General features: G+C 72.5%; 5 protein-coding genes. All 5 read right to left on the bottom strand.

What is annotated here, in order from left to right:
- The coding region (locus AC07RV_RS44475) for a condensation domain-containing protein (RefSeq protein WP_492716423.1) at positions 1-1,559 on the bottom strand (1,559 nt) is incomplete at its 3' end.
- A gap of 8 nt (positions 1,560-1,567) precedes the next feature.
- A complete protein-coding gene (locus AC07RV_RS44470) occupies positions 1,568-8,116 on the bottom strand; it encodes a non-ribosomal peptide synthetase (protein ID WP_296778948.1) in 6,549 nt (2,182 codons plus the stop codon).
- Between the two features lie 70 nt (positions 8,117-8,186).
- Complete coding sequence (locus AC07RV_RS44465) at positions 8,187-11,282, bottom strand: non-ribosomal peptide synthetase family protein (protein ID WP_296778946.1); 3,096 nt, start codon at positions 11,280-11,282, stop codon at positions 8,187-8,189.
- Positions 11,279-18,364 (bottom strand): SDR family NAD(P)-dependent oxidoreductase, encoded by a 7,086-nt coding sequence (locus AC07RV_RS44460; protein ID WP_366928992.1) that lies wholly within the window; start codon positions 18,362-18,364, stop codon positions 11,279-11,281. Before AC07RV_RS44460 ends, AC07RV_RS44465 begins: the two co-directional genes overlap by 4 nt.
- On the bottom strand, positions 18,364-23,640 hold the full coding sequence (locus tag AC07RV_RS44455; protein ID WP_296778942.1) for a non-ribosomal peptide synthetase: 5,277 nt from the start codon (positions 23,638-23,640) through the stop codon (positions 18,364-18,366). The genes AC07RV_RS44460 and AC07RV_RS44455 overlap by 1 nt, the downstream gene beginning before the upstream one ends.
- Positions 23,641-23,645 lie beyond the last annotated feature (5 nt).

The raw sequence follows: 23,645 nt of genomic DNA, 5'->3' as shown, positions 1-23,645 counted from the left end.
AGCGCCACCGCATCGGGGTCGCGCCGCGCCTGCGCCTCGATGCGGCGGTGCACCGCACCCTCGTCACCCCACGCCGCAGGCTCCACGCCCCAGCTCCACAGCCGAGCACGCTCCGACTCGTCCAGCAGGTCAAGGTCGCCCAGCGCGAGCAGCGGCGTGTCCGCCAGCCCGCGCAGCACGGCCAGGTAGTGGGCGGCCATGCGCGCGATCGTGGCCGGATCGAACAGCGCCTCCGCATACGAGAAGACGACATGGACGCGGCCCGCCTCCTCCTCGCTCGTGTCCAGCATCAGTTCGAACTGCGCCGACTGTCCTTCGACCTCGTGCGCCTGGACGCTCAGCCCCGGCAGCGCCCGCGCGACCCGCGCATCCGCGCGCTGGTGGTTGTGCGCGACCTGGAACAAGGGGCTCTGGCCCAGGTGACGCGCGGGCTGCAGCGCCTCCACCAACTGCTCGAAAGGCAGGTCCTGGTGCGCCTGCGCGCCGAGCATCGCCTCGCGCACGGCCTCCAGCACCTGGCGCAGCGGCATGCGGTGGTCCATCTCCGTGCGCAGCACCTGGGTGTTGACGAAGAAGCCGACCACGCCCTCGGTCTCCACGCGATGGCGGTTGGCGATCGGTACCCCGACCCGGATATCACCCTGGGCGGTATGGCGGTGCAGCAGCACCTGGAAGCCCGCCAGCAGCGCCATGAACAGCGTCGCGCCCTCGGCCCGGGCGCGCTCGCCCAGCGCCTGCCGCAGCTCGGCCGGCAGCTCGAAGCCATGCCGCGCGGCCCGGTAATGGCCGTCGGGGCGGCGCGGCCTGTCGGTGGGCAGCTGCAGCACCGGATGCTCGTTCCCGAGCCTGGCCGTCCAGTAGTCCAGTTGGCGCCGCGCCTCCCCGGCTTCGAGCCAATGCCGCTGCCACGCGGCATAGTCGGCGTACTGGACCGGCAAGGCGGCCAGCACGGGCTCGCGACCCTGCACGCGGGCTGCGTACTGCGCGACGAGCTCGTCCAGCAGGCATTGCATCGACCAGCCGTCGGACACGATGTGATGCATCACGACCGCGAGCACGTGGTCGTGTTCGCCGAGACGGATCATGCGCACCCGCAGCAGCGGGCCACGCTCGAGGTCGAACGGCGTGTCGTTCAGGCGTCCGATCTCGGCGTCCGCGTCGTCGGCCTCGACCAGCGGAATCTCCAGCACCAGCGAAGGCGCGACCACCTGCCGCGCGACCCCGTCGTCATCGCCCTCGGGCACGAAGGTCGCGCGCAACGAGGCATGGCGCGCGACCAGGGCCTGGAACGAAGCCCGCAGCGCGTCGACGTCCAGCGCGCCCTTCAGGCGCAGCGCCGCCACGATGTGATAGGCCGTGTTCCAGGGGTCCAGCTTCCAGAGGAACCACTGGCGCCGTTGCGCATAGGAGAGCGGACTCGCCCCGGATGCCCCCTCGCCCGCCGGCACGATCGGGAACTGGCCCATGCCCAGGCCCTCGGCGCGGATCTTCAGGTACACCGCCTCGCGCTGTTGCGGCGACAGCTGCGCAAATCGCTCGGCGATGCGTCGGGTCGTCATGCTGTTCGTCAAGCGGGTTCTCCCAAACTGTCGATGAAGGCGTCGATGCTCGACAGCGCATCGTCGCCACGGCCGTCCGGCAACGTCGTGCGTGCCTGCCGTGCCAGGTCCATGAGGACGGGATGGCGGAACACGTCCTGGATCCCGATGGCGGCCTGCGTGCCGTCCTGCAGGCGCGACACCAGCTGGACGGCAAGCAGCGAATGCCCGCCGAGCGCAAAGAAGTTGTCGTGGCGGCCGACCCGCTCCACGCCGAGCAGTTCCGACCACAGGCCGGCGAGCGCGCGCTCCGCGTCGTCCGCCGGCGCCTCGTAGGCCTCGGCGTCCATGCGGCCGGGCTCGGGCAATGCCTTGCGGTCGACCTTGCCGTTCGCATTCAGCGGCAGGCCCTGCGCCATCAGCACCAGGACGCCCGGCACCATGTAGTCGGGCAATGCCAGGCCCAGGCGCGCCTTGAGCTCCTCGAGCTTCGGCGCCTGGCCCGCGCGCGGCGAGACATAGCCCACCAGCCGTGTCCCGCCGGGGCCGTCCCTGGCCACCACCACCGCCTCGCGCAGTTCGGGCTGGGCCAGCAGCCGGGCCTCGATCTCGCCGAGCTCGATGCGCAGGCCGCGGATCTTCACCTGGTGATCGAGCCGCCCCAGGTACTCGAGCTGTCCATCCGGACGCCACCGCACCAGGTCGCCCGTGCGATAGAGGCGTCCACCGCCCGCACCGAGCGGATCGGCCACGAAGCGCTCCGCCGTCAGGCCCGGACGATGCAGGTAGCCGCGCGCGAGACCCACGCCGCCCAGGTACAGCTCGCCGGCCACGCCGGGCAGGGCAAGCTGCAGGTTGTGGTCGAGCACATGGACCTGGATGCCGTCGATCGGCTGCCCGATCGCGACGTGGCTCAGCCCGTCGGCGCGGCACTGCCATTGCGTGACGTCGATCGCCGCCTCGGTCGGCCCGTAGAGGTTGTGCAGCGCCACGCCGGGCAGCCGTCGGAACACCTCGTTCTGGGCCTCGACCGGCAGTGCCTCGCCGCTGCAGACGATGCGCCGCAGCGAGGCGCAGGCCTCGATGCCGCCATGCGCGAGGAAGGCCTGCAGCATCGACGGCACGAAGTGCAGCGTGGTGACACGGTGCCGCCCGATCAGCGCGACCAGCCGCGCGGGATCGCGGTGGTCGCCCGGCCCGGCCATGGCGAGCCGGGCACCGGACATCAGCGGCCAGAAGAATTCCCACACCGACACATCGAAGCCGAAGGGCGTCTTCTGCAGCACGGTGTCCGACGCATCGAGCCCGTAGGCCTGCTGCATCCATGCGAGGCGGTTGAACAGCGCGCCATGGCGATTGGCGGCGCCCTTGGGCCTGCCGGTCGAGCCGGAGGTGTAGATGACGTAGGCCAGGCTCTCCTCGTGCAGCGCGAGCTCGGGATCGTGCGCGGGCCCGCTGCCGAGATCGAGCCGGTCGACGATGCACACGGCCGCGCCGGCCAGGCCGGCGGGAACCGTGCGCTCCTGCGCGAGCAGCAGGCCGACGCCGCTGTCCTCCAGCATGTACGCCAGCCGGTCCGCCGGGTACTCCGGGTCGAGCGGCACGTACGCGCCGCCCGCCTTCAGCACCGCCAGCAGGCTCACCACCATCTCGACCGAGCGCTCCATCGAGACACCCACCCGCGCTTCGGGCTTCACGCCCAGCGCGATCAGCCGGTGCGCGAGCCGATTGGCGCGCGCGTTCAGTTCCGCGTAGCTCAGCACCTCGTCGCCGAACACCAGCGCCGGCGCCTCGGGATGCGCGCGCACCCGGTGCTCGATGGCGCGGTGCACCGGCTGCACCGGCGCATGCCGCTTCGCGTTCACGCCCCAGCCGAGCAGCCGTTGCCGCTCGTGCGGCGCCAGCAGCTCGATCTCGTCGATGCGCTGGCGGGGCCGTGTCTCCATCGCCTCGACCAGCCCTTCGAGCGCGGCCCGCATGGCATCGCACAGGCGCTGCGCACCCACCGTGCGGACCACCTGGCCCACCAGCGCAAAGCCCTCGCCCAGGTCGTCCACCGACATCGTGACCGGGTAGTTCGTGCGCTCCGCGCCGCCGATGAGTTCGACGCCCTCCCAACCCTGCCGTCCCAGCCGCGCCAGTTCCTCATCGGCCTGCTCCGGCGGGCTGTAGCGGTAGTTGAGCAGCGCGGTGAACAGCGGCGTGCCGCCCGCCACGCCGCTGCACTTCTGCGCCAGCGACAGCGTCGCGTGCTCGTGATGCATCAGGTCGGTCAGCGACGCCTGCGTGCGCCGCAGGCCGTCGCCCGCGTCCTGCCCGCCGATGCGCACGCGCAGCGGCAGGGTGTTGATGAACATGCCCAGCGCGCGCCCGGCGTCCTCGCCGCCCTGCATGCGGCCGAACAGCACGGTGCCGAAGACCACGTCGTCGCGGCCCGTGGTCCGCGCCAGGACCAGTGCCCATGCCAGGTGGAACAGCGCGGCGGCGCTCACGCCATGGCCCTGGGCCTGCGCACGGATCCGCGTGGACAGGCCGGGCGCCAGCGGCAGGCGGACCTCCTCGACCCGGGTTCCGTCGCCTTGCGTGTCGAGCAGGCCGAACGGTGCCGTGGCTTCCGTGACGTCCGCGAGCATGGTCCGGAAGAAGGCTTCGTGCGCCTCGCGCGCCACGCCCAGCCGCGCCTGCGCGACGTACTGGCGAAACGGCACCGGCGCCGGCAGCTCGGCCTGCCGGCCCGACTGGATCAACGCGATCTCCTCCACGATGCGCTCGAGCGTCGTGTGGTCCAGCACGAGGTGATGGCTCGGCAGCTGCAGCAGCCAGCGGTTCTGCGCGTTGTCGTGGGCAGCCAGCGCCCTGACCATCGGCGCCTGCCGCACGTCGATGCGATGGTGGCGCGGATCCACGCGGGCCTCCAGGCGCCCGGCCACGTCCAGCGGCGTCGCCGCTTCCGTGGCCAGGGGCGCTTCCAGCCATTCCAGCCGCACCGCCGCCTGGCGCTGCACCACCTGCACGGGCTCGCCGAGCCCTTCCCACAGCACGGCGGTGCGCAGGATGTCGTGGCGCGCGATGACCTGGTTGAAGCTGTCGACGAAGCCGCGCAGCCGCGCTTCGCTGTCGAAGGCCAGCAGGCAGGGCGTGACGTAGGCATCGCCCTGCGCCTGCAGCAGGTGGTGGAAAAGAATGCCCTCCTGCAGCGGGGCCAGCGGATAGATGTCCTGGATGTTGGCAGCGCCGCCCGGCACGGCCGCCTCGACGCGTGCGATCTGCGCGGCGTCGAGCGCCGCGAGCGTGAGCATCTCCGGGCGGATCTTCGCGCACCCCTCGGGGATGCCGTTGGCCGGCACGGTCACCTCGCGCCGCGCGGTGGCCTGGCCGGCGAGCAGCGCCTGCGCGAAATCGGCCAGCACCGGCTTCTGGAACAGCGTGCGCACCTCGGCATGCCAGCCGCCGCGCCGCACGCGCTCGAGCAGGCGGATCGCCAGCAGCGAGTGCCCTCCCAGTTCGAAGAAATTGCTGCGCCGGCCCACGCGCGCGACGCCGAGGACCGAGGCCCAGATGCCGGCGAGCGCCTGCTCCACCGGTTCTTGCGCCTCCTCATGGTCCGCATCGCTTCCATCGGCGGGCGCGGGCACCGGCAAGGCCTTGCGGTCCACCTTGCCGCTGGGATTCAGCGGCAACGATCCGAGCACGACGATGGCCGACGGCACCATGTACTCGGGCAGCCTGCTGGCCAGCGCGTCCCTCAACAGCGAGACCTCCAGTGCCGACGCGTCGGCGGATTCGCCCGCCACGTAGCCGACCAGCCGCGCACCGGCCGCATCGTCCAGCGCCACCACCACCGCCTCGCGCACCCCGGCCTGCGCCAGCAGCGCCGCCTCGATCTCGCCGAGCTCGATCCGGAAGCCGCGCACCTTCACCTGGTGGTCGATGCGGCCCAGGTAGTCGAGCCGGCCGCCTTCGCGCCAGCAGACGAGGTCGCCAGTACGGTACAGCCGCGCGCCCGCCGCGCCGAAAGGATCGGCCACGAAGCGTTCGGCGCTCAGCGCGGGGCGACCGTGGTAGCCGCGCGCCAGCAGCTCGCCGCCGATGTAGAGCTCGCCCGCCACGCCGGGCGGCACGGGCTGCAGCGCCGCGTCGAGCACGTGGAGTCGGCGTCCGCCCAGGGGCCTGCCGATCGGCATCTGCGCGGGCAACGCGACCTCGCCTTCGAGGTAGATGCCGCAGTCGTGCTCGGTCGCGCTCACCACGGCCTCGGTCGGGCCATAGGTATTGAGCAGCCGGATGTGCGACATGCCGGCCTCGCGCCACGACCTGACGCCTTCGGTGGGCATGGCCTCGCCGCCGGCCTGCACCTGGCGCAGCGCGCCGAAGTCGCGCGACGCGCTGCGCGCGAAGTCCTGCACCAGCAGGCTCCAGTAGGCCGTCGGCAGGTCGGCGATGGTGATGCAGCGCTCGATCAGCTCGCGGCGGAAGGTCTCGCTGTCCCACAGCAGCGGGCCGCGCAGCACGATGGCCGCACCGGTCGCGAGCGGCGGAAACACCTGCTCGACGAAGCCGTCGAAGTTGATGGTCGAGAACTGCAGCATGCGGTCGTCGGGGCCGAGGCCGAACAGGCCGGCCGCCACCTGCGTGTGCGCGGCCAGCGCCGCATGCGCGATGCCGATGCCCTTGGGCCGGCCGGTGGAGCCCGAGGTGTAGATGACGTAGGCGAGGTTGCCGCCGTGCACCGGCACCGCGGGATCGTGCGCGGGCAACGTCTGCAGGTCGAGGGTGTCGAGTTCGAGCAGCGCCGGCGGCCGCGCGCCGCCCATGGGCATGCGTTCCTTCAGGTGGCTCTGCGTGAGCAGCAGTGGGATGGCGCTGTCCTCCACCATGTAGGCCAGGCGGTCCGCGGGGTAGCCGGGATCGAGCGGCACGTAGGCGCCGCCGGCCTTCAGGATGCCCAGCAGGCCGACGATCATGTCGACGGAGCGCTCCACCGCCAGGCCGACGCGCACATCGGGCCCGACGCCGAGCGCGCGCAGCCGGTGGGCGAGCCGGTTGGCGCGCTCGTCGAGCTGCGCGCGACTCCAGGCGAGTTCGCCGAAAAGCAGCGCCGGCGCGTCCGGCTGCAGCGCCGCATGGCGCGCGATCAACCGGTGCACCGGTTCGGCCTGCAGCGCGACGGGCGCGCCCTCGCCCCAGCGCTGCAGCAAGGCGTGCTCGGTATCGCCAGACAGTTGCAGTTCTCCCAGCACGCGCTCGGGTTCGGCCACGAAGGCCTCGAGCACGCGGCGGTAATAGCCGCTCAGGCGCAGCGCGGTCGCCTCGTCGAACAGGTCGGTGTTGTATTCGAGGCGGCCGTGCACGCGCTGCGGATCGAGGTAGAAGTCGAGCGACAGATCGAACTTGGCGCCGGCCTCCTCGAACTCCACCGCCTCGGCCCGCAGGCCTTCAAGGTCGAGCGCGGCATCTCCGTCGAGCATCTGGGCGCTGAACATCACCTGGAACAGCGGGCTGCGCGCCGGGTCGCGCCGGTCCTTGCGGCTGGCCAGCAGCAGCTCGAAGGGCAGGTCGGCGTTGTCGAGCGCCGCCAGCGCGTCCGTGCGGACCTGGCGCCAGATCTCGCGCAGGCTGCGCCGCGGCGCCAGGCGCGCGCGGAACACCTGCGTGGTGACGAAGAAGCCCAGCAGGCCATGCACTTCCTCTTGCTGGCGTCCGGCATTGGGCACGCCGACCGCGAAATCGTCCTGCCCGCTGTAGCGGGCCAGCAGCACCTGCCAGGCGGCCAGCAGCATCACGAAGGGCGTGCACTTCTCGGCGCGGCACAGCTTCTGCAGCGCCGCGGCCAGCGCCGGTGGAAGATCGAAGCCGAGCGTGCGCCCGGCGAAGCTCTTCTGCGCCGGCCGCGCGCGGTCGGTCGGCAGGTCGAGCGCGGGCACGTCGGTGCCCAAATGCCGGTTCCAGTGGTCGAGCTGTCGGGCCAGCGCGCCCTGCTCGACGCAAGCGCGCTGCCACACCGCGTAGTCGGCGTACTGCACGGGCAGCGGCGGCAGGTGGACGGCCCCCTCGGCGCGCAGCGCCAGGCGGTAGGCCACGGCGAGGTCGCCCGCGAGGATCGGGTTCGACCACGCATCGGAGACGATGTGATGCAGGCAGACCACCAGCACATGCCGCTGCTCGCCGAGCCGCGCGAGCCGCGCGATCAGCGCCGGCGCCGCCGTGAGATCGAAGACGTGCTCCGCGGTGCGCTGCACCAGCGCGTCCAGTTGCTGCTTCCGCGGCGCGGGCGCCAGCGCCGAGAGGTCGATGCGCTCGAGCGCGAACTCGACGCCGGCCTGCGCTTCCTGCACCATCGCGCCGTCGCGCTCGAAGAAGCGGGTGCGCAGGATCGCATGGCGTGCGATCAGCGCCTGGAAAGCCCGCTCCATCGCATCGGCGTCGAGCGGTCCCTCCAGTTCGAAGACGCGCGGCAGGTTGTAGGCCGTCAGCGTCGGCTCGAGCCGCTGCAGGAAATACAGCTGTTCCTGCGCATGGGACAGGGCCACGGCCTGGCCGTCGGCCACCGTGCGCACGAGGGCGGGAAGCGTTGCCATGATGCTCATTGAAATACCTTCGTGCTTCGCACTGCGGTGCGAGCTTGCTTGGGGCGGCCCGGCGCGGCGCTCATGCCGGTTCGCCTTCGGTCGCGTCGCGATGGGCCTGCGCCAGCCGCTCGAGCGCCTGCGCATCGCCGCTCGCCTCGCGCAGCGCCGCCGCCAGCGCCGCCGGCGTCGGATGGTCGAACACCAGGCCGGCCGCCACCTCCACCTGCAGCAGCTTGCGGATGCGAGCGACCAGCTTGATGACCTGCAGCGAATGGCCGCCGAGTTCGAAGAAGTCGTCCTCCACGCCGATCGGGTCGCTGCCGAGCAAGGTGGCCATGCCCTCGGCCAGCACGGCCTCGAGCGCATCGCGCGGCGCAACGTGGACCTTGCGTTCGGCCGCGGCCGGTGCGAGCGCGCTCAGCGCGAGCCGGTCGATCTTTCCGTTCGGCAGGCGTGCGAAGGCCTCCACCGCGGTCAAGCTGGCCGGCACCATGTGGGCGGGCAGCAGCGCGGCCAGGCGTTCGCGCAGCGCGCGGCCGTCGGTCGAGGCGCCATCGGCAACGAAGAATGCCGACAGCGCGGTCGCGCCCGCCGCATCGGGCGCGGCGAGCACCACGGCCTGCCGCACGCCGGGCTGCGCCAGCAGCACCGCCTCGATCTCGGCCGGCTCCACGCGAAAGCCATGCACCTTGACCTGGTGGTCCGCGCGCCCCGCGAGGCACAGGCCGCCGTCGGCCAGCACATGGGCCAGGTCGCCCGTGCGGTAGAGGCGCTCGCCGGGCGCGAACGGGTCGGCGACGAAGGCATCGCCGGGCTCACGGTTCAGGTAGCCACGGCACAGCTGCGCGCCGCCGACATAGACCTCGCCGAGGCCACCCGCCGGCACCAGGCCCAGCGAGGCGTCGAGCACGCGCACGCGGTTGTTCGCGAGCACGTGGGTCAGCGGCAACTGCGCGGCCAGCGGCGCGCCCGCCGCCACGGCATGGACCATCACGCCGACCGTGGTCTCGGTCGGCCCGTAGTGGTTGTAGATGGCGCAGTACGGCGCGAGCGCCGCGATGCGCTCGACCAGCGCGCGCGGCGCGGCCTCGCCGCCCAGCACCAGGGTGCGCGGCAGCCGCGGCGCTTCGCATTCGAGCAGCGCCTCGAGGTGCGAAGGCACGATCTTGAGCGCGTCGATCGCGTGCCGTTCCATGAAGTCGGCGAAGGCCCGCGCGTCCTTTGCCTCCTCCTCGGACGCCACCACCAGGCAGGCGCCGTTGAAGAAGGCGCCGAACAGCGCGGTGTTGCCCAGGTCGGCCACGACCGAACTCGTGAGCGCCCAGCGGCGGCAGCCGTCGAGCTTCATCGCGGCCGAGGCGACCGCCACGTAGTTCAGCAATTGGCCGTGCTCGATGGCCACGCCCTTGGGCGTGCCGGTGGAGCCCGAGGTGTAGAGCACATAGGCCAGGTCGTTCGGCGCGATGCAGTGCGCGGGTGCATGCGCGGGCAGGCCGTCGAGCGCGGGCAGCGCGCCCTCGAGCACCAGCGCGGGCCGGGCATCGGCGAGCACTGCCGCGCGCCGCGCCTCGGGCCAGCCCGGCTCCAGCGGCAGGTAGGCGGCGCCCGCGCGCCAGGCGGCGAACATGGCCAGCGGCAGGTCGACCGAACGCGGCAGGTTGAACGCGACGAGCGCGCCGGGCGTCACGCCCTGCGCCACGAGCCAGTGCGCAAGGCGGTTGATCCGTTCGTCGAACTCGCGATAGTTCAGGGACTGCGCCCCGGCCTCGAGCGCCGCGGCGTCGGGCGTCGTCCGGGCCCAGTGCGCGACGCGCTCGGCCACGGTCTGCGTGCCGACATCGAGCGGCGGCGTATCGTGCGCAAGCAGCAGCGCGCGTTCGCGCGGTCCGACCAGCGGCAGCATGCCGACCGGTGCATGGGGTTGCGCGACGGCGGCCTCGAGCAGCGTGACGAGCTGCAGCAGCAGGCGCTCGAGCGCGGCACGGCCGTGGCGCGCGGCATCGGCGTGCAGCGACAGCTGCGCGCCCTCGGTGCCCCATGCGGCCTGCAGCGCGAGTTCGAAGCCGGGCATCGGGCCCGGCAATCCGGTCAGGCGCCAGCGCACGGAGGAACCATGCTGCCGCGGCGCCTCGTGCGAGGCGAAGCCGACCGACGCCTGGGCCACGATCGGCGGTGCATCGACCGGCCAGTACTCCTGCGCCTCGACGTGCGCAGCCAGGGCGGCGTCGAGCCGGCCGGTCCAGTTGGCGAAGGACTCGTCCTCTGCCACGTCGACCAGCACCGGCAGCACCTTGTCGAACAGGCCGACCGCCCCCTGCATCGGTGCGTAGTCGCGCCGGCAGTCGTGCTGCCAGCCGCCGACGAAGCGGCCCGCACCGTGCAGGCGCGCCAGCAGCAGCCACCAGGCGGCCTGCAGCAGGGTCTCGGGCTGCGTGCCGAGGGCCTCGGCAAGTGCCGTCACGCGCACCGCCAACGCGGCGTCGATGGCGGCCTCGGCCACGATACGGCGCGCGGCATCGGCCAGGGCACCACCGCGTCCAGTCTGCAGGCGCGGTGGCGCGAGCGCGGCGGCTTCGGTCGCCAGCCGCTGCCAGTAGGCGCGGCCCTCGGCCGCGTCCTCGCCCTCGAGCAGGTCCTCGCGCCACTCGACGAAGCGCGCGTGCTGGAAGATGTCCTCGGGGTCGAGCGCGCCCTCGCCGAGGCTTGCGGTGGCGATCTGGTCGAACAGGTTCTGCAGGCTCTCGCGGTCCGCCACCAGCGGGCTCAGCGACAGCGCCAGCGTGTGGCTCGCCGCGCCTGTGCGTAGCAGCGCGGCGCCGACGAGTTCGCCGCGTTCGATCGCCAGCGGCTCGGCATTGAAGGCCTCGAGCCATGCGTCGAGCGCGCCATCGGCCGCGCCGCCGAGGTCGGCCGCGCGCCATGTCAGCGGCGGCATCTCGTCGAAGTACTGCTGCCGCGGGCCGCGGTAGCCGGGCACCTGCCGGATCGCCGCGCACAGCGCGCCATGGGCGCGCAGCACGCTCTCCACGGCGATGCGCAGGGCCGCGGCATCGATCGTGCCGTCGATGCCCACCGACAGCAGCAGGCGGGTCGCGCCCGCGGGCACGGCCCGCTGCTCGGCGCTCAGCGGGAAGGTGGTGTCGGACGTGGGGGCGATGGTGCTCGTCACGCTCATGCTCCCTGCTCGTCGGCCAGGCGGGTGTCGGCCGTCGCCGGCGGCGCGCCCTCGAGCGCGGCGCGGTCGAACATCGCGCCCATCGCCACCACGATCTTGCGCGGTCCCTCGTAGGGGTCGCGCGCATGGGCCGCGAGCATGTTGTCGAGCATCACGATGTCGCCCTGCCGCCAGTCGAAGCGCACCGCGCACTCCTCGTAGACGCGGCCCACCACGGCCATGGTCTGGTCCGCGATCGGCGAGCCGTCGCCGTACATCACATGGCGCGGCAGGCGGTCGATGCCACCCATGGCGAGCAGGTCCTCGCGCACTTGCGGCTCGAGACAGGCCACGTGGTGCAGCTGGATCTGGTTGAAGAACACCTTCTCGCCGGTGATCGGATGGCGGATCACCGCGGGGCAGCGCGTGCGCGTCTGCAGCGTGTCCTCGTCGAGCCAGCGCCAGGCGATGCCGGCGGCGGCCAGGCGGGCCTCGACCTCCTCGCGGCGATCGGTCTTGTAGAAGTCGCGCCAGCTCACGTCCAGGCCGGGCGTGAAGGTGCGCACGTACAGCAGTTCCTTGCGCTCGAACTCGGCCACCATCTCGGCCGGCAGGCGGCGCAGCATCTCGCGGCAGTCGACGATCGGCGTGGCGCCGCCCACCGGCGAGGGCAGCTCGCAGAAGAACCACTGCTTGCGCGGCCAGCGGTCGAGGTGCGAACTCTCGTTGTGATAGAGGATCATCTGCCGCTCGGGGTACGGTGTGGAGCGGTAGGTCTTCTTGCCGCCCTCCTTCTTCGGCAGGTCGCCATAGCTGCCGTAGAGCTCGGGCTCGATGGCCTCGGCGAAGGCCTCGAAGTCCTGCGGCGTCTTCAGGCCGAAGTCGCGGAACAGCACGCCGCCATGCCTGGCGACCAGCATCTCGATGTAGTCGGCCTGGCTCCGGGCCCAGGCCACGGTGTCGAGGTCGCCGGTGGTGGCCTGCAGCACGATCGGGAATTCCGCGCCGGGTCGCAGGAAGGAGGTCTGGACCACGGGGCGCGCGGCGGCGCGCGGCGCCTCGCGGCCGGCGGCGCCACGGCCGAGCCTGTCCAGCTTGCCGAGCTTGTCCATCTTGCCGGCGGTGCCGGTGGTGACGGTAGTGCCGAGGGGTTTTGCGGTGTTCATGGTGAATCGCTCCTGCATTTGCTTGGGGGCCAGCGCGTCGATGGCCTGGCCCGGTGTTGCGACGATCCGCTCCAGCAGCGCATGCCACGAAGCGGTGAACTGCTCGACGGTCTCGCGCCGGTACAGGTCCGTGGCGTACACCCACTCGACGGCGAGCGCACCGGCCTGTTCCCTGGCGAACACCGCCAGGTCGAACTTGGATTCGTTCATCTGCTGGGGCAGCACCTCGACCTCGGCGCCTTCGATGGCGAACCGGATCTCGGGTGTGTTCTGGAGGACGAAGAGCACCTGCACCAGCGGATTGCGGTCGCGCGCGCGGCGAGCGCCGGCGAGCTCCACGATCTGGTCGAAGGGCACGTCCTGGTGGTCCATGGCGGCGAGCGCCTGCTGCTTCGTCCGCGCGAGCCATTGCCGGAAATCGGTCTTCGGGTCGGCCCTGCGCGAACGCAGCGGCACGACGTTGACGAAGAAGCCCAGCAGTTGCTCGAGGTCGGGATGGCCGCGTCCCGCCACGTCGGTGCCGATGACGAGGTCGTCGGCACCCGAGGCCTGGTGGAAGAACAGGAAGAAGGAGGCGAGCAGCAGCGTAAACAGCGAGGCATCGGATTCGCGCGCCAGCACGCCCAGGGCCTGCGACAGCGCCGGCGACAGTTCGAGCAGCACCGAGTTGCCCGCGTGCGAGGCGGTGGCCGGGCGCTCGTGGTCGGGCTTCAGGCCCGAGACCTGCGGCGCGTCGCGCAGGTACGCACGCCAGAACTCGGCCTTGGGAGCGAAGGCGGGCGAGGCCAACGCGCGGCCGTACCACGCGGCGTAGTCCACGTACTGCACGGGCAGCGGCGCGAGCGCGAGCGGCTGGCCGCGCAGCGCGCGCTGGTAGAACTCGCCGAGCTCGCGCGCGAACACGGCAATCGACCAGCCGTCGAACACGATGTGGTGCACCACGAGGACCAGCACATGCTCGCGTTCGCCCAGGCGCACCACGGTGGCCTTGAGCAGCGGCCCCTCGGCCAGCACGAAGGGCTGGCGCACGAGCGCGTCGAACAGCGCGGCATAGCGCCGCGCACGCACGGCCGGGTCGGCTTCGGCGATCTCGACGAGCGGAATGTCGAGCCGCTGCCCGGCGCGGATCAGCGCGGCGGGCTCGCCCTCCTCGTCCTCGGCGAACACCGTGCGCAGCACCTCGTGCCGCGCGGCGATGGCGTCGATGGCCGCGCGCAGCCGCTCGACATCGAGCGCGCCATGCAGGGCCAGACCGGCCGACATGTTGTAGGCCGCGCGCCCCGTCAGGTTGCCGGCATCGGTGAGCCGGTCGACCAGCCAGAGGCGGCGCTGCATCGGCGACAGCGGCAGCGCGCCGCCGCGCGGCACCGGCGCGATCTCCATCGCGGCGGCCGGTTGCGGCGGGACCGCGGTGTCGCGCGCCGGCAGCTTCGCGATCAGGCCGGCGAGGGTCGGCGCCTTGAAGAACTCGCTGGGATGCAGCTCGACCGTGTAGGCCTTGCGGATGCGCGACAGCAGCTGGATCGCCACCAGCGAATCGCCGCCGAGCTCGAACAGGTTGTCGTCCATGCCGATCGGCGCGATGCCCAGGCGCTCGGTCCACAGCGCGGCCAGCGCGTTCGCGAGTTCGCCCTCGGGCGCGACGAACGGGGTCGACAGCGCGGGGCGCGGATGGCTGCCGCCGATCGCCGCGGGCGGCGCGCCGCTGTCGTCGAGCAGCTCGAGCATGCCTGCGTCGAGCGGGCCGAGGCGCTGCGCGAGGTCGGTGGTCGAGATCACGGTCTGCGGGCGCAGCGGGCCGTTGACGATGCGCTCGAAGGTGCGCGCGCCCTCGGGGCCGTCCATGCCGATGCCTTCGGGCACGACCATGTGCTCGGCCATGCCGAGGCCGCGCCAGGCATCCCAGTTGACCGAGAAGACGGGCCAGCCGCCGACGCGCGCCTGGGCGATCGCCATGGCATCGAGGTAGGCGTTGGCCGCGGCGTAGTCGCTCATGCCGAGGCCGCCGGCCACGCTCGAGATCGAGGAGCAGAACTGCACGAAGTCGAGCGGCTGCCCGCGCAACGCGTCGAGCAGCGCGCGGGTGCCGCGCACCTTGGTCGAGAACACGGTGTCGACCTGCGCGCGCGTGCGCTGCGCCATGAGGCCGCCGCCCGCGTCGCCCGCCGCATGCACGATGCCGTGCAGCGCGCCGAAGCGCACGTGCGCCTGCGCGAGCGCCGCCTGCAGTTGCGCGAGATCGGACACGTCGGCCGACAGGGTCAGCACCTGCGCGCCCAGCGCCTCGAGCGCCAGCAGCTGGCGCAGCCGGTTGCGTTGTGCCTCGGGCTGGCCGGCATCGGCCGCCAGCGCGGCCCACGCGTCGCGCGCCGGCATCGCGGTGCGGCCCAGCAGCACCAGCCTGGCCTGCCAGTGCTGCGCCAGGTGCTTCGCGATGGCAAGGCCGACGCCGCCGAGGCCGCCGGTGATCAGGTAGACACCCTCGCGGCGCAGGCGCGGCTGTGCAGCGGCCGGCAGCGGCGCGGGCTCGTAGGCTTTCACCCAGCGGTGCGCGCCGCGGTAGGCCGAGAGCGGCTCGCCGGGCTCGGCGCGCAGTGCCGCGGCCTCGGCGGCGATCTGCTCGACCAGCAGGGTCTCGGCTTCGCTCTCGGGCGCGGCCAGCATGACGTCGATCACGCGGCAATGAATGCGCGGGCACTCCTGCCCGATCACCTTCGCGATGCCCAGCAGCGTGGCCTTCTCGGGGCACAGCGCCTCGGCGCCGGTGATGTCCTCGATCTGGTTGGCAACGATCGCGATCGGCAGCGTGGTGGCGACCGTGCCGGCGCCGTCGAGCGCCTGCACCAGCGCCAGCAGGCTGAAGAAGCCGCGCTCGAGCAGCTCGGACTGCGGTTGCGCGGCCGGCACCTCGTCGAGGCACCAGAGGTGATGGATGGCGCCGACAGTGCCGAGCTCGGCCTCGACCTCGCGCAGCAATCGCGCATGGTCGTCGCGCTCGCCGGGACGCAAGGTCCAGCCTTCGCGGCCGGTGCGCGCGAACGAGAGGCCGCGCTGCGCCAGCGCCACCGCATGCCCCTGCGCGCGCAGGTGGCGCGCGAGATGGCCCGTGAGGCTGCGCTCGTCGCCGTACAGCAGCACGCAACCCGTGCCGGCCGCGGCGGTGGGCGCCAAGGGCTCGCCGCGCTTCCACACGGGCACGTAGAAGGCATCGGCCGCTGCCGCGCGCGCGGACGGCGCCGATGCGGACGCCTCGACCCAGTAGCGGCGGCGCTGGAACGGATAGGCCGGCAGCGGCACGCGGCGCGGGGCCTGGCCCGCATGGCAGGCGGCCCAGTCGATCGCCACGCCCGCGAGCCACAGGCCGGCGAGCGTCTGCGCGAGCTGCTGCGCATTGCGCGCCTGCTGCTGCGGATGGGCCTGGCTCGCGTACACACCGGCGGCCGATGCCGCCATCGGGTGCTGGCGCGCGAGGCCGGCGAGCGTTTCGCCGGGGCCGACCTCGAGCACCACGCGGCCGGGCCGCTCGAACAGCGTGCGCAGGCCGGCTTCGAACTGCACCGTGCCGCGCAGGTGCTGCGCCCAGTAGTTCGGGCTGGTCGCCTGCTCGGCCGTGATCAGCCGGCCGGTGACGTTGGAGACGAAGGGAATCTTCGGTGCCTGCCTCGGCACCGAGGCGACGAGCCGTTCGAGCTCGGCGAGCAGCGGCTGCGTCATCGCCGAGTGCGAGGCGATCGACACGTGCAGCCGGCGCGGCAGATGGCCCTGCGCGCGCAGCCGTTGCTCGGCGGCCTCGACCGCCTCGATCGGGCCGGACAGCACGCACAGCTGCTCGCCATTGGCGGCCGCGAGGTCGCAGCCGTCCTGCAGAAAAGGCGCGAGCTCGGCCTGCGAGAGCGGCACCGCGGTCATCGCGCCGGGCTGCATCGATTGCAGCAGGCGGCCGCGCAGGGCCGCCACGCGCAAGGCGTCCTCGAGCCGGAACACGCCGGCCAGGCAGGCCGCGACGTACTCGCCGAGGCTGTGGCCCATCATCGCGGCGGGCCGCACGCCGCGGCGCATCCACCACTGCGCCAGCGCGTACTCGACGACGAACAGCGCCGGCTGGGCCATGGCGATGTCGAACAGCCGCGCATCCGCCTCGGTCTCAGCGCCCGGCGCGGGGAACAGCAGCTCGCGCAGGTCGAAGCCGAGCTCGGGGCGCAGCAGCTCGCAGCAGCGGTCGACGTCGGCGCGGAACGCATCGTCGTCGCGATAGAGCGCGAGGCCCATGTTGGCGTGCTGCGTGCCGCCGCCCGGGAACAGGAACACCACCTCGGGCGCTTGCTCGGGCACGGGGGCCGATGCCACGACGAGGCCCTCGCCCGTGGCGAGCATGCGCGCGGCGGCAGCCGGTCCGTCGGCCACCACGGCGCAACGATGCGCGAAGGCACGGCGGCCGGTCTGCAGCGTGTGGGCGACATCGGCCAGCGCGAGCTCGGGATGGCTCTCGAGGTGCGCGCCGAGCCGCTGCGCGGCCTGCCGCGCGGCGGTGGCGCTCAGGGCCGACAGCGACAGCACCTGCCAGTCGGGTTCGCGCCGTGTCGGCACATGCGCGGCAATGGCCGGCGCCTCCTCGAGCACCACGTGCACGTTGGTGCCGCCGATGCCGAAGGAACTGACACCCGCGCGGCGTGGCGCGGCGCCCTGCGGCCAGGGCCGGGCTTCGGTGTTGACGTAGAACGGACCGCTCGCGAAATCGATCTGCGGATTGGGCTGCTCGAAATGCAGGCTCGGCGGCAGCGTCGCATGCCGCAGCGCGAGTGCCGCCTTGATCAACCCGGCCACGCCGGCGGCCGCGTCGAGGTGGCCGATGTTGGTCTTGACCGAGCCGATCGCGCAACTTTGCGGCGTGGTCGCGCCGCCGCTCGCGAAGGCCTGCATCAACGCGGCCATCTCGATCGGGTCGCCGAGCGTGGTGCCGGTGCCGTGCGCCTCGACGTAGCCGATGCTGGCCGCGGGAACGTCCGCCACCATCTGCGCCGCGCGGATCGCGCTGGCCTGGCCCTGCACGCTGGGCGCGGTGAAGCCGATCTTGTCGGAGCCATCGTTGTTGGCGGCCGTGCCCTTGATGACGGCATGGATGGTGTCGCCGTCGCGCAGTGCCTCGGCCAGCCGCTTGAGCACGACGATGCCCGCGCCGCTGCCGATGACCGTGCCCGCGGCCTTCGCATCGAAGGCGCGGCAGTGGCCGTCGGGCGAGAGGATGGCGCCGTTCTGGAAGCGGTAGCCGCCCTCCTGCAGCAGGTTGAGCCAGACACCGCCGGCCAGCGCCATGTCGCAGTCGTGGCTCAGCAGCGCCTGGCAGGCCATGTGCACCGCCACCAGCGAGGTCGAGCATTCGGTCTGCACGCTGACGGCCGGGCCGCGCAGGTCGAGCTTGTAGGCCACGCGCGTGCACAGCGAGCCCGCGGAGTTGCCGCTCATCAGGCCCAGCATGTCGGCGATGCCGGTGCCCGCGTCGACGCCGAAGGCCGGCAGCAGGTGTCGCATCAGGTAGAGGTTGGGGCCGTCGCCGGCATAGACGCCGACCGAGGCGCCGCCCCTGCCGGCCTGCCAGCCGGCGTGCTCGAGCGCCTCCCAGGCGCATTCGAGGAAGATGCGCTGCTGCGGATCGAGGTGCTCGGCCTCGCGCGGCGAGTAGCCGAAGAAGCCGGCATCGAACTGGTCGAAGCCTTCGAACAGCACGCCGGCCTTCACGTAGTCGGGATCGGCCAGGGTGCGCTCGGGCACGCCGCGCGCGCGCAGTTCCTCGTCGCTGAAGACGGTGACCGACTCGACGCCGTCGCGGATGTTGCGCCAGAAGGCATTCACGTCCGGCGCGCCCGGAAAGCGGCCGGCCATGCCGACGATGGCGATCTCGAGGCCCGTGAGTTCGGGCGGCGACACGGAGTCTTGCATCAGAAGCTTCTTTCGGTGGGACGGCGGCGTTGCAGCAGGGCCGTGCGCTGGCGCTGCGCGCGCGCCTGTTCGCTGTCGTCGCTTTCGCCGGCATCGGATGGGGTCGTGCCGCCGCCCTGTTCGATGCGGCGCGCGAGCGCGCCGACGGTCGGGTACTTGAAGAGGTCGACCACCTTCAGGCCCGGGTTCAGCCGGTCTTCCATCAGCCGGTGCATGCGGATCACCAGCAGCGAATTGCCGCCGAGGTCGAAGAAGTTGTCGTTCATGCCGACCTTCTCGACCTTGAGCAGTCCGGCCCAGATCGAGGCCAGGGTCTGGGCCACGTCGCCCTGCGGCGCCTCGTAGCCCTGCGAGGCAGCGGCGAGGGTCGGGGCGGGCAGCGCGCGGCGGTCGACCTTGCCGCCGCTGGTGAGCGGGAAGCTGTCGAGCGCCACGATGGCGGGCGGCACCATGTAGTCGGGCAGCGCGCGGCCCAGGTGCTCGCGCAACGCGGCGGCATCGATGCGCGCGGACGGTGCGACGTAGGCGGCCAGCGACGGGCCGGCCGCGCCGTCGTGCACGAGCACCAGCGCCTCGCGCACCGCCGGGTGCTCGCGCAGCCTCGCCTCGATCTCGCCGAGCTCGATGCGAAAGCCGCGGATCTTCACCTGGTGGTCGAGCCGGCCGAGGTATTCGAGCTGGCCATCGAGCCCCCAGCGCACCAGGTCGCCGGTGCGGTAGAGCCGGCCGCCCTCGGCATCGAAGGGATCGGCGACGAAGCGCTCGGCCGTGAGCGCCGCGCGGCCGAGGTAGCCGCGCGCGAGCCCCGCGCCGCCGAGGTACAGCTCGCCGGCCACGCCCTGGGGAACGGGCTGCAGGTCGGCATCGAGCACATGGGCCGTGCGATGGCCCACGGGACGGCCGATGGGTGCGTAGCCCTGCACGGGATCGTGCGCCGTGCCGCTCCATGCGGTGGGCGTGATGACGGCTTCGGTCGGGCCGTAGGCATTGACGATGCGCGCGGGACGCAGCACGCGGCGGATCAGCGCCAGGTCTTCGCCGGTCCAGGCCTCGCCGCCGAACAGCGCGAGGCGCACGGCATGCGTGAACGGCGGCTGGCCCTGCATCAGCTGGCGCGCATAGGCCGGGGGCAGGTCCACCACGCTGACGCGGTGGCGCTGCAGCAGGGCGTCGAGTTCGCTCGCGAGCGAGCACCACTGCGGCTGCACCACGAGGGCCGCGCCCGACACCAGCGGCAGCAGGCATTGCTCGAGCGCCGCGTCGACGTGCGGCAATGCGAACTGCAGCGAGCGGTCCTCGGCGCGCATGTCGCAGGTCCGCGCCATCGCCTGCAGGTGCATCGAGAGGGCGGCGTGCGACACGGCCACGCCTTTGGGAGCGCCGGTGGTGCCGGAGGTGTAGACGAGGTAGGCGAGATGGCCGTCGTGCAGGTCGATGGCGGGGTCGGTGACGGCTTCGGCCTGGAGCTGCGCGGGGTCGAGTTGAACCCTGGCGATGCCCGGCGGCAAGGTCGACGCCTGCGCGCCGTCCGCGAGCAGCACGCTGGCGCCGCTGTCCTCGAGCAGTTGCGCGATCCGCTGCGCGGGATGCGACGGATCGAGCGGCAGATAGGTGCCGCCGGCCTTCAGCACGCCGAGCAGGCCCGCCACGCGCTCGCCCGCGGCCTCGATGGCCACGGCGACGACGCTGCCGGGCCGCACGCCCTCGCGCAGGAGCCGGTGTGCCACGCGGTTGGCGCGCTCGTTCAAGGCGGCATAGCTCGAGGGCGTGTCGCCATCGATCAGCGCGACGGCCTCCGGGTTCGCGCGCACCCGCGCTTCGAACAGGCGGTGCACGGGTTGCGTCTGCAGCACCTGCCGCTCGCCGACCGACCAGGCGCGCAGTCGCTGCCGCTCTTCCGCGTCGAGCAAGAGGACATCGCCGAGCGGCTGCGCAGGATCGGTCGCCAGCGCCTCCAGCAGCGCCCGGTAGTGCGCGGCCATGCGCTCGATGGTGGCGGGCTCGAACAGTTCGGCCGCATAGGTGAACACCGCGCCGGTGCTGCCATCCGCGCGCTCGCGGATGTCGAGCGCGAGTTCGAACTGGGCGGCGCCCTCGGCCATGCGCTGTTCGCGCGCCTCGAGGCCCGGCAGCAGCCGCAGCGCATCCACGTCTTCGCGCAGATGGTTGAGCATCACCTGGAACAGCGGGCTGTGGCTCAGGCTGCGCTGCAGTTGCAGCGCCTCGACCAGTTGCTCGAACGGCAGGTCCTGGTGGGCCTGCGCGCCGAGCGCGGCCTCGCGCACCTGCGCCAGCAATTGCGCGAGGCTCGTGCGGCCCTGCAGCGTGGCGCGCAGCACCTGGGTGTTGACGAAGAAGCCGATCAGGCCCGCGGTCTCGGGGCGGTGGCGGTTGGCCACCGGAACGCCGACGCGCACGTCCTGCTGGCCGGTGTAGCGGTGCAGCAGCGCCTGGAAGCCGGCCAGCAGCGCCATGAAGAAGGTCGCGCCATGCGACTGCGCGGTGGCACGCAGCCGCGCGACGAGCGCGCCGTCGAATTCGAAGGCATGGCTGGCGGCGCGGTAGCTCGCCACTGCCTGCCGCGCGTGGTCCGTGGGCAGCGCGAGCACGGGATGCTCGTCGCCGAGCTGTACGCGCCAGTAGGCGAGCTGCCGCTCGGCCTCGCCGGCGGCGAGCCAGTCGCGTTGCCACAGCGCGTAGTCGGCGTACTGGATCGGCAATACCGCGAACTGCGGCGCCTTGCCGCCCGCATGCGCCGCATGGGCGGCACCGAGTTCGCCGACCAGCAGCTGCAGCGACGCACCATCGGACACGATGTGGTGCGTGACCACGACGAGCAGGTGCCGCGCGTCGTCGACCTGGATCAGCGCCGCGCGCAGCAGCGGGCCTTCGCCGAGGTCGAACAGTTCCTCCTGGCACTGCCGTGCGTGCGCGGTCGCGGCGGCTTCGCGCGCCGACGCGGGCAGCTCGCGCAGGTCGATCTGCCGCAACGCGAAGCGCGAAGCGGGCAGGATCCGTTGGCCGACCGTTCCATCCGCAGCCGCACGGAACACGGTGCGCAGGCTCTCGTGGCGAGCGACCAGTCCGTCGAAGGCCGCGTTCAAGGCAGCGGCATCGAGCGGGCCCGAGAGGTCCAGCGCGATGCCGATGTGATAGGCCGTGCTCTTCGGATCGAGCTGCCACAGGAACCACTGGCGCTCCTGGGCATGCGACAGCGCGAGCGCTCCGCTCCTGCGCTCGGCCGGCAGCACGGGGATCGGGTTGCGCGGCCTGCGCAGGCCGGTGGCGCGCACGCGGCGCACTGCCGCGGCGAGATCCTGCAGCCGCGGCTGCTCGAACAGCAGGCGCACGGGAAACTCGATGTCCCACGCGTCGGCCACCCGGGCCGCCACCTGCGTGGCGGCGAGCGAGTTGCCGCCGCTGAGAAAGAAATGGGCATCGCGTGCCAGCGCGGGCTGCTGCGCGCCGCGGCGCAGCACCTCGCTCCAGATGGCGGCCATGGCCTGCTCGAGCTCGTCCAGCGGCAGCGCCGCCGCGGGCGCCTTCGCGGCGGTGCCGCCGAGCACGAAGGCGCCATGCGCATGCATCGCATAGGCATCGGCCGTGCGATCGATCCAGCCCTGGCGGCAGGCGCCGCGCTGCAGCTTGCCGCTGGTGGTCTTGGGCATGCCGCCCGGATTGAGCAGCATGACGACGGACAGCGGCTCGCCGAACTGTTCGCTCACGGCGGCGCTGAGCGTCTCGACCAGCGCCTCGGGACCGACCAGCTTCTGCACGCTGCGCGACACCTCGGCGGCCAGGCCGATGCCCTCGCCAGCAGGGCCATCGACGGCGAACGCCGCCACGCGGCCCTTGCGCACCACGTCGACCTCGAGCTCGATCATCCGTTCGATGTCCTGCGGGTACAGGTTGTGGCCGCGCACGATGATCATGTCCTTGATGCGGCCTGCCACGTAGAGTTGGCCGTCGTGCACGAAGCCGAGGTCGCCGGTGCGCAGCCAGGTGGCGCCGTCGCGATCGACGAAGGTCTGCCGCGAGACCTCGGGCTTGTTCCAGTAGCCGCTTCCGATGCTCGGGCCGGTGGCCCAGATCTCGCCGACGCGGCCGGCATCGCACACCGACAGCGAGGCCGGGTCGACGATGCGCACGGCATGGCCGGTGACGGTGCGGCCGCAGCCGACCAGGACCGCGCCGTCGGCCTGCGTCAAGACCTCGCCGCGCGCCAGGCCCTGGCTCGAGAAGCCTTGGGCGACCATGCCGGCGCCGCGCCAGCCGCCCGTCACGAACAGCGTGGATTCGGCCAGGCCATAACAGGGGTAGACCGCGCCGGCGGCGAATCCCGCGGGCGCGAACTGGCGCTTGAATTCATGCAGCGTGTCGGCGCGCACCGGCTCGGCGCCGGAGAACGCGAGCGCCCAGCTCGACAGGTCGAGCTTCTGCAACTGCGCCTCGGACACCCGTTCGAGGCACAGGCGATAGGCGAAGTCGGGGCCGCCGCTGATCGTCGCGCGGTGGCGCGAGATGGCTTCGAGCCAGCGCACCGGCCGCTCGAGGAAGTAGCGCGGCGACATCAGCACGACCGGGATGCCGCGGTGCAGCGGCTGCAGCAGGCCGCCGATCAGGCCCATGTCGTGGTTGAGCGGCAGCCAGGTCGCGAAGATGTCGTCCGGACCGACCGACAGGCCCTCCTCGATCGCGCGCATGTTCGCCATGAGGTTGGCATGCGTGACCATGACGCCCTTGGGCGCCGAGGTCGAGCCGGAGGTGTACTGCAGGAAGGCGATGTCGGCGGCCGAGGGCTGGTGCGGCGCCCAGCGGTCGGCGTCGTCGGTACCGATCGCGTCCACCGCGATCAACGGCACGTCGGCGAAGGCCTCGGCCGCGGCGATCGAGGCCTTGATGTCGGCATGGGTCAGCACGCAGCAGGCGCCGGCATCGGCCGCGATGCCCTCGAGCTTGCCGAGGTGCCGCTTGCGCGTGGACTCGGGCGGGAACACGGGCACGGCGACCAGGCCCGCGTACAGGCAGGCGAAGAAGCTCACGACGTAGTCGTCGCCGTTGTCCAGCATGATCAGCGCGCGTTCGCCGCGGCCGAAGGATTGCTGCAGGCGCGCCGCCAGGCCGCGCACGCGCGCATCGAGCTGGCGATAGCAGAGGGGCGTGTCGAGCGCCGCGCCGTCGCGGTCGGTCACGCCGACCAGCGCGGTGTCATCGGGCCGGCGCGCGGCCAGGTCGCGCAGGTGGCTCACGAAGTCCACGGGGTGCGTCGGGGTCACATCGA

The organism is Variovorax sp. GW821-FHT09B01 (assembly GCF_059418345.1).
This window is presented reverse-complemented; position numbering and strand designations above follow the sequence as displayed.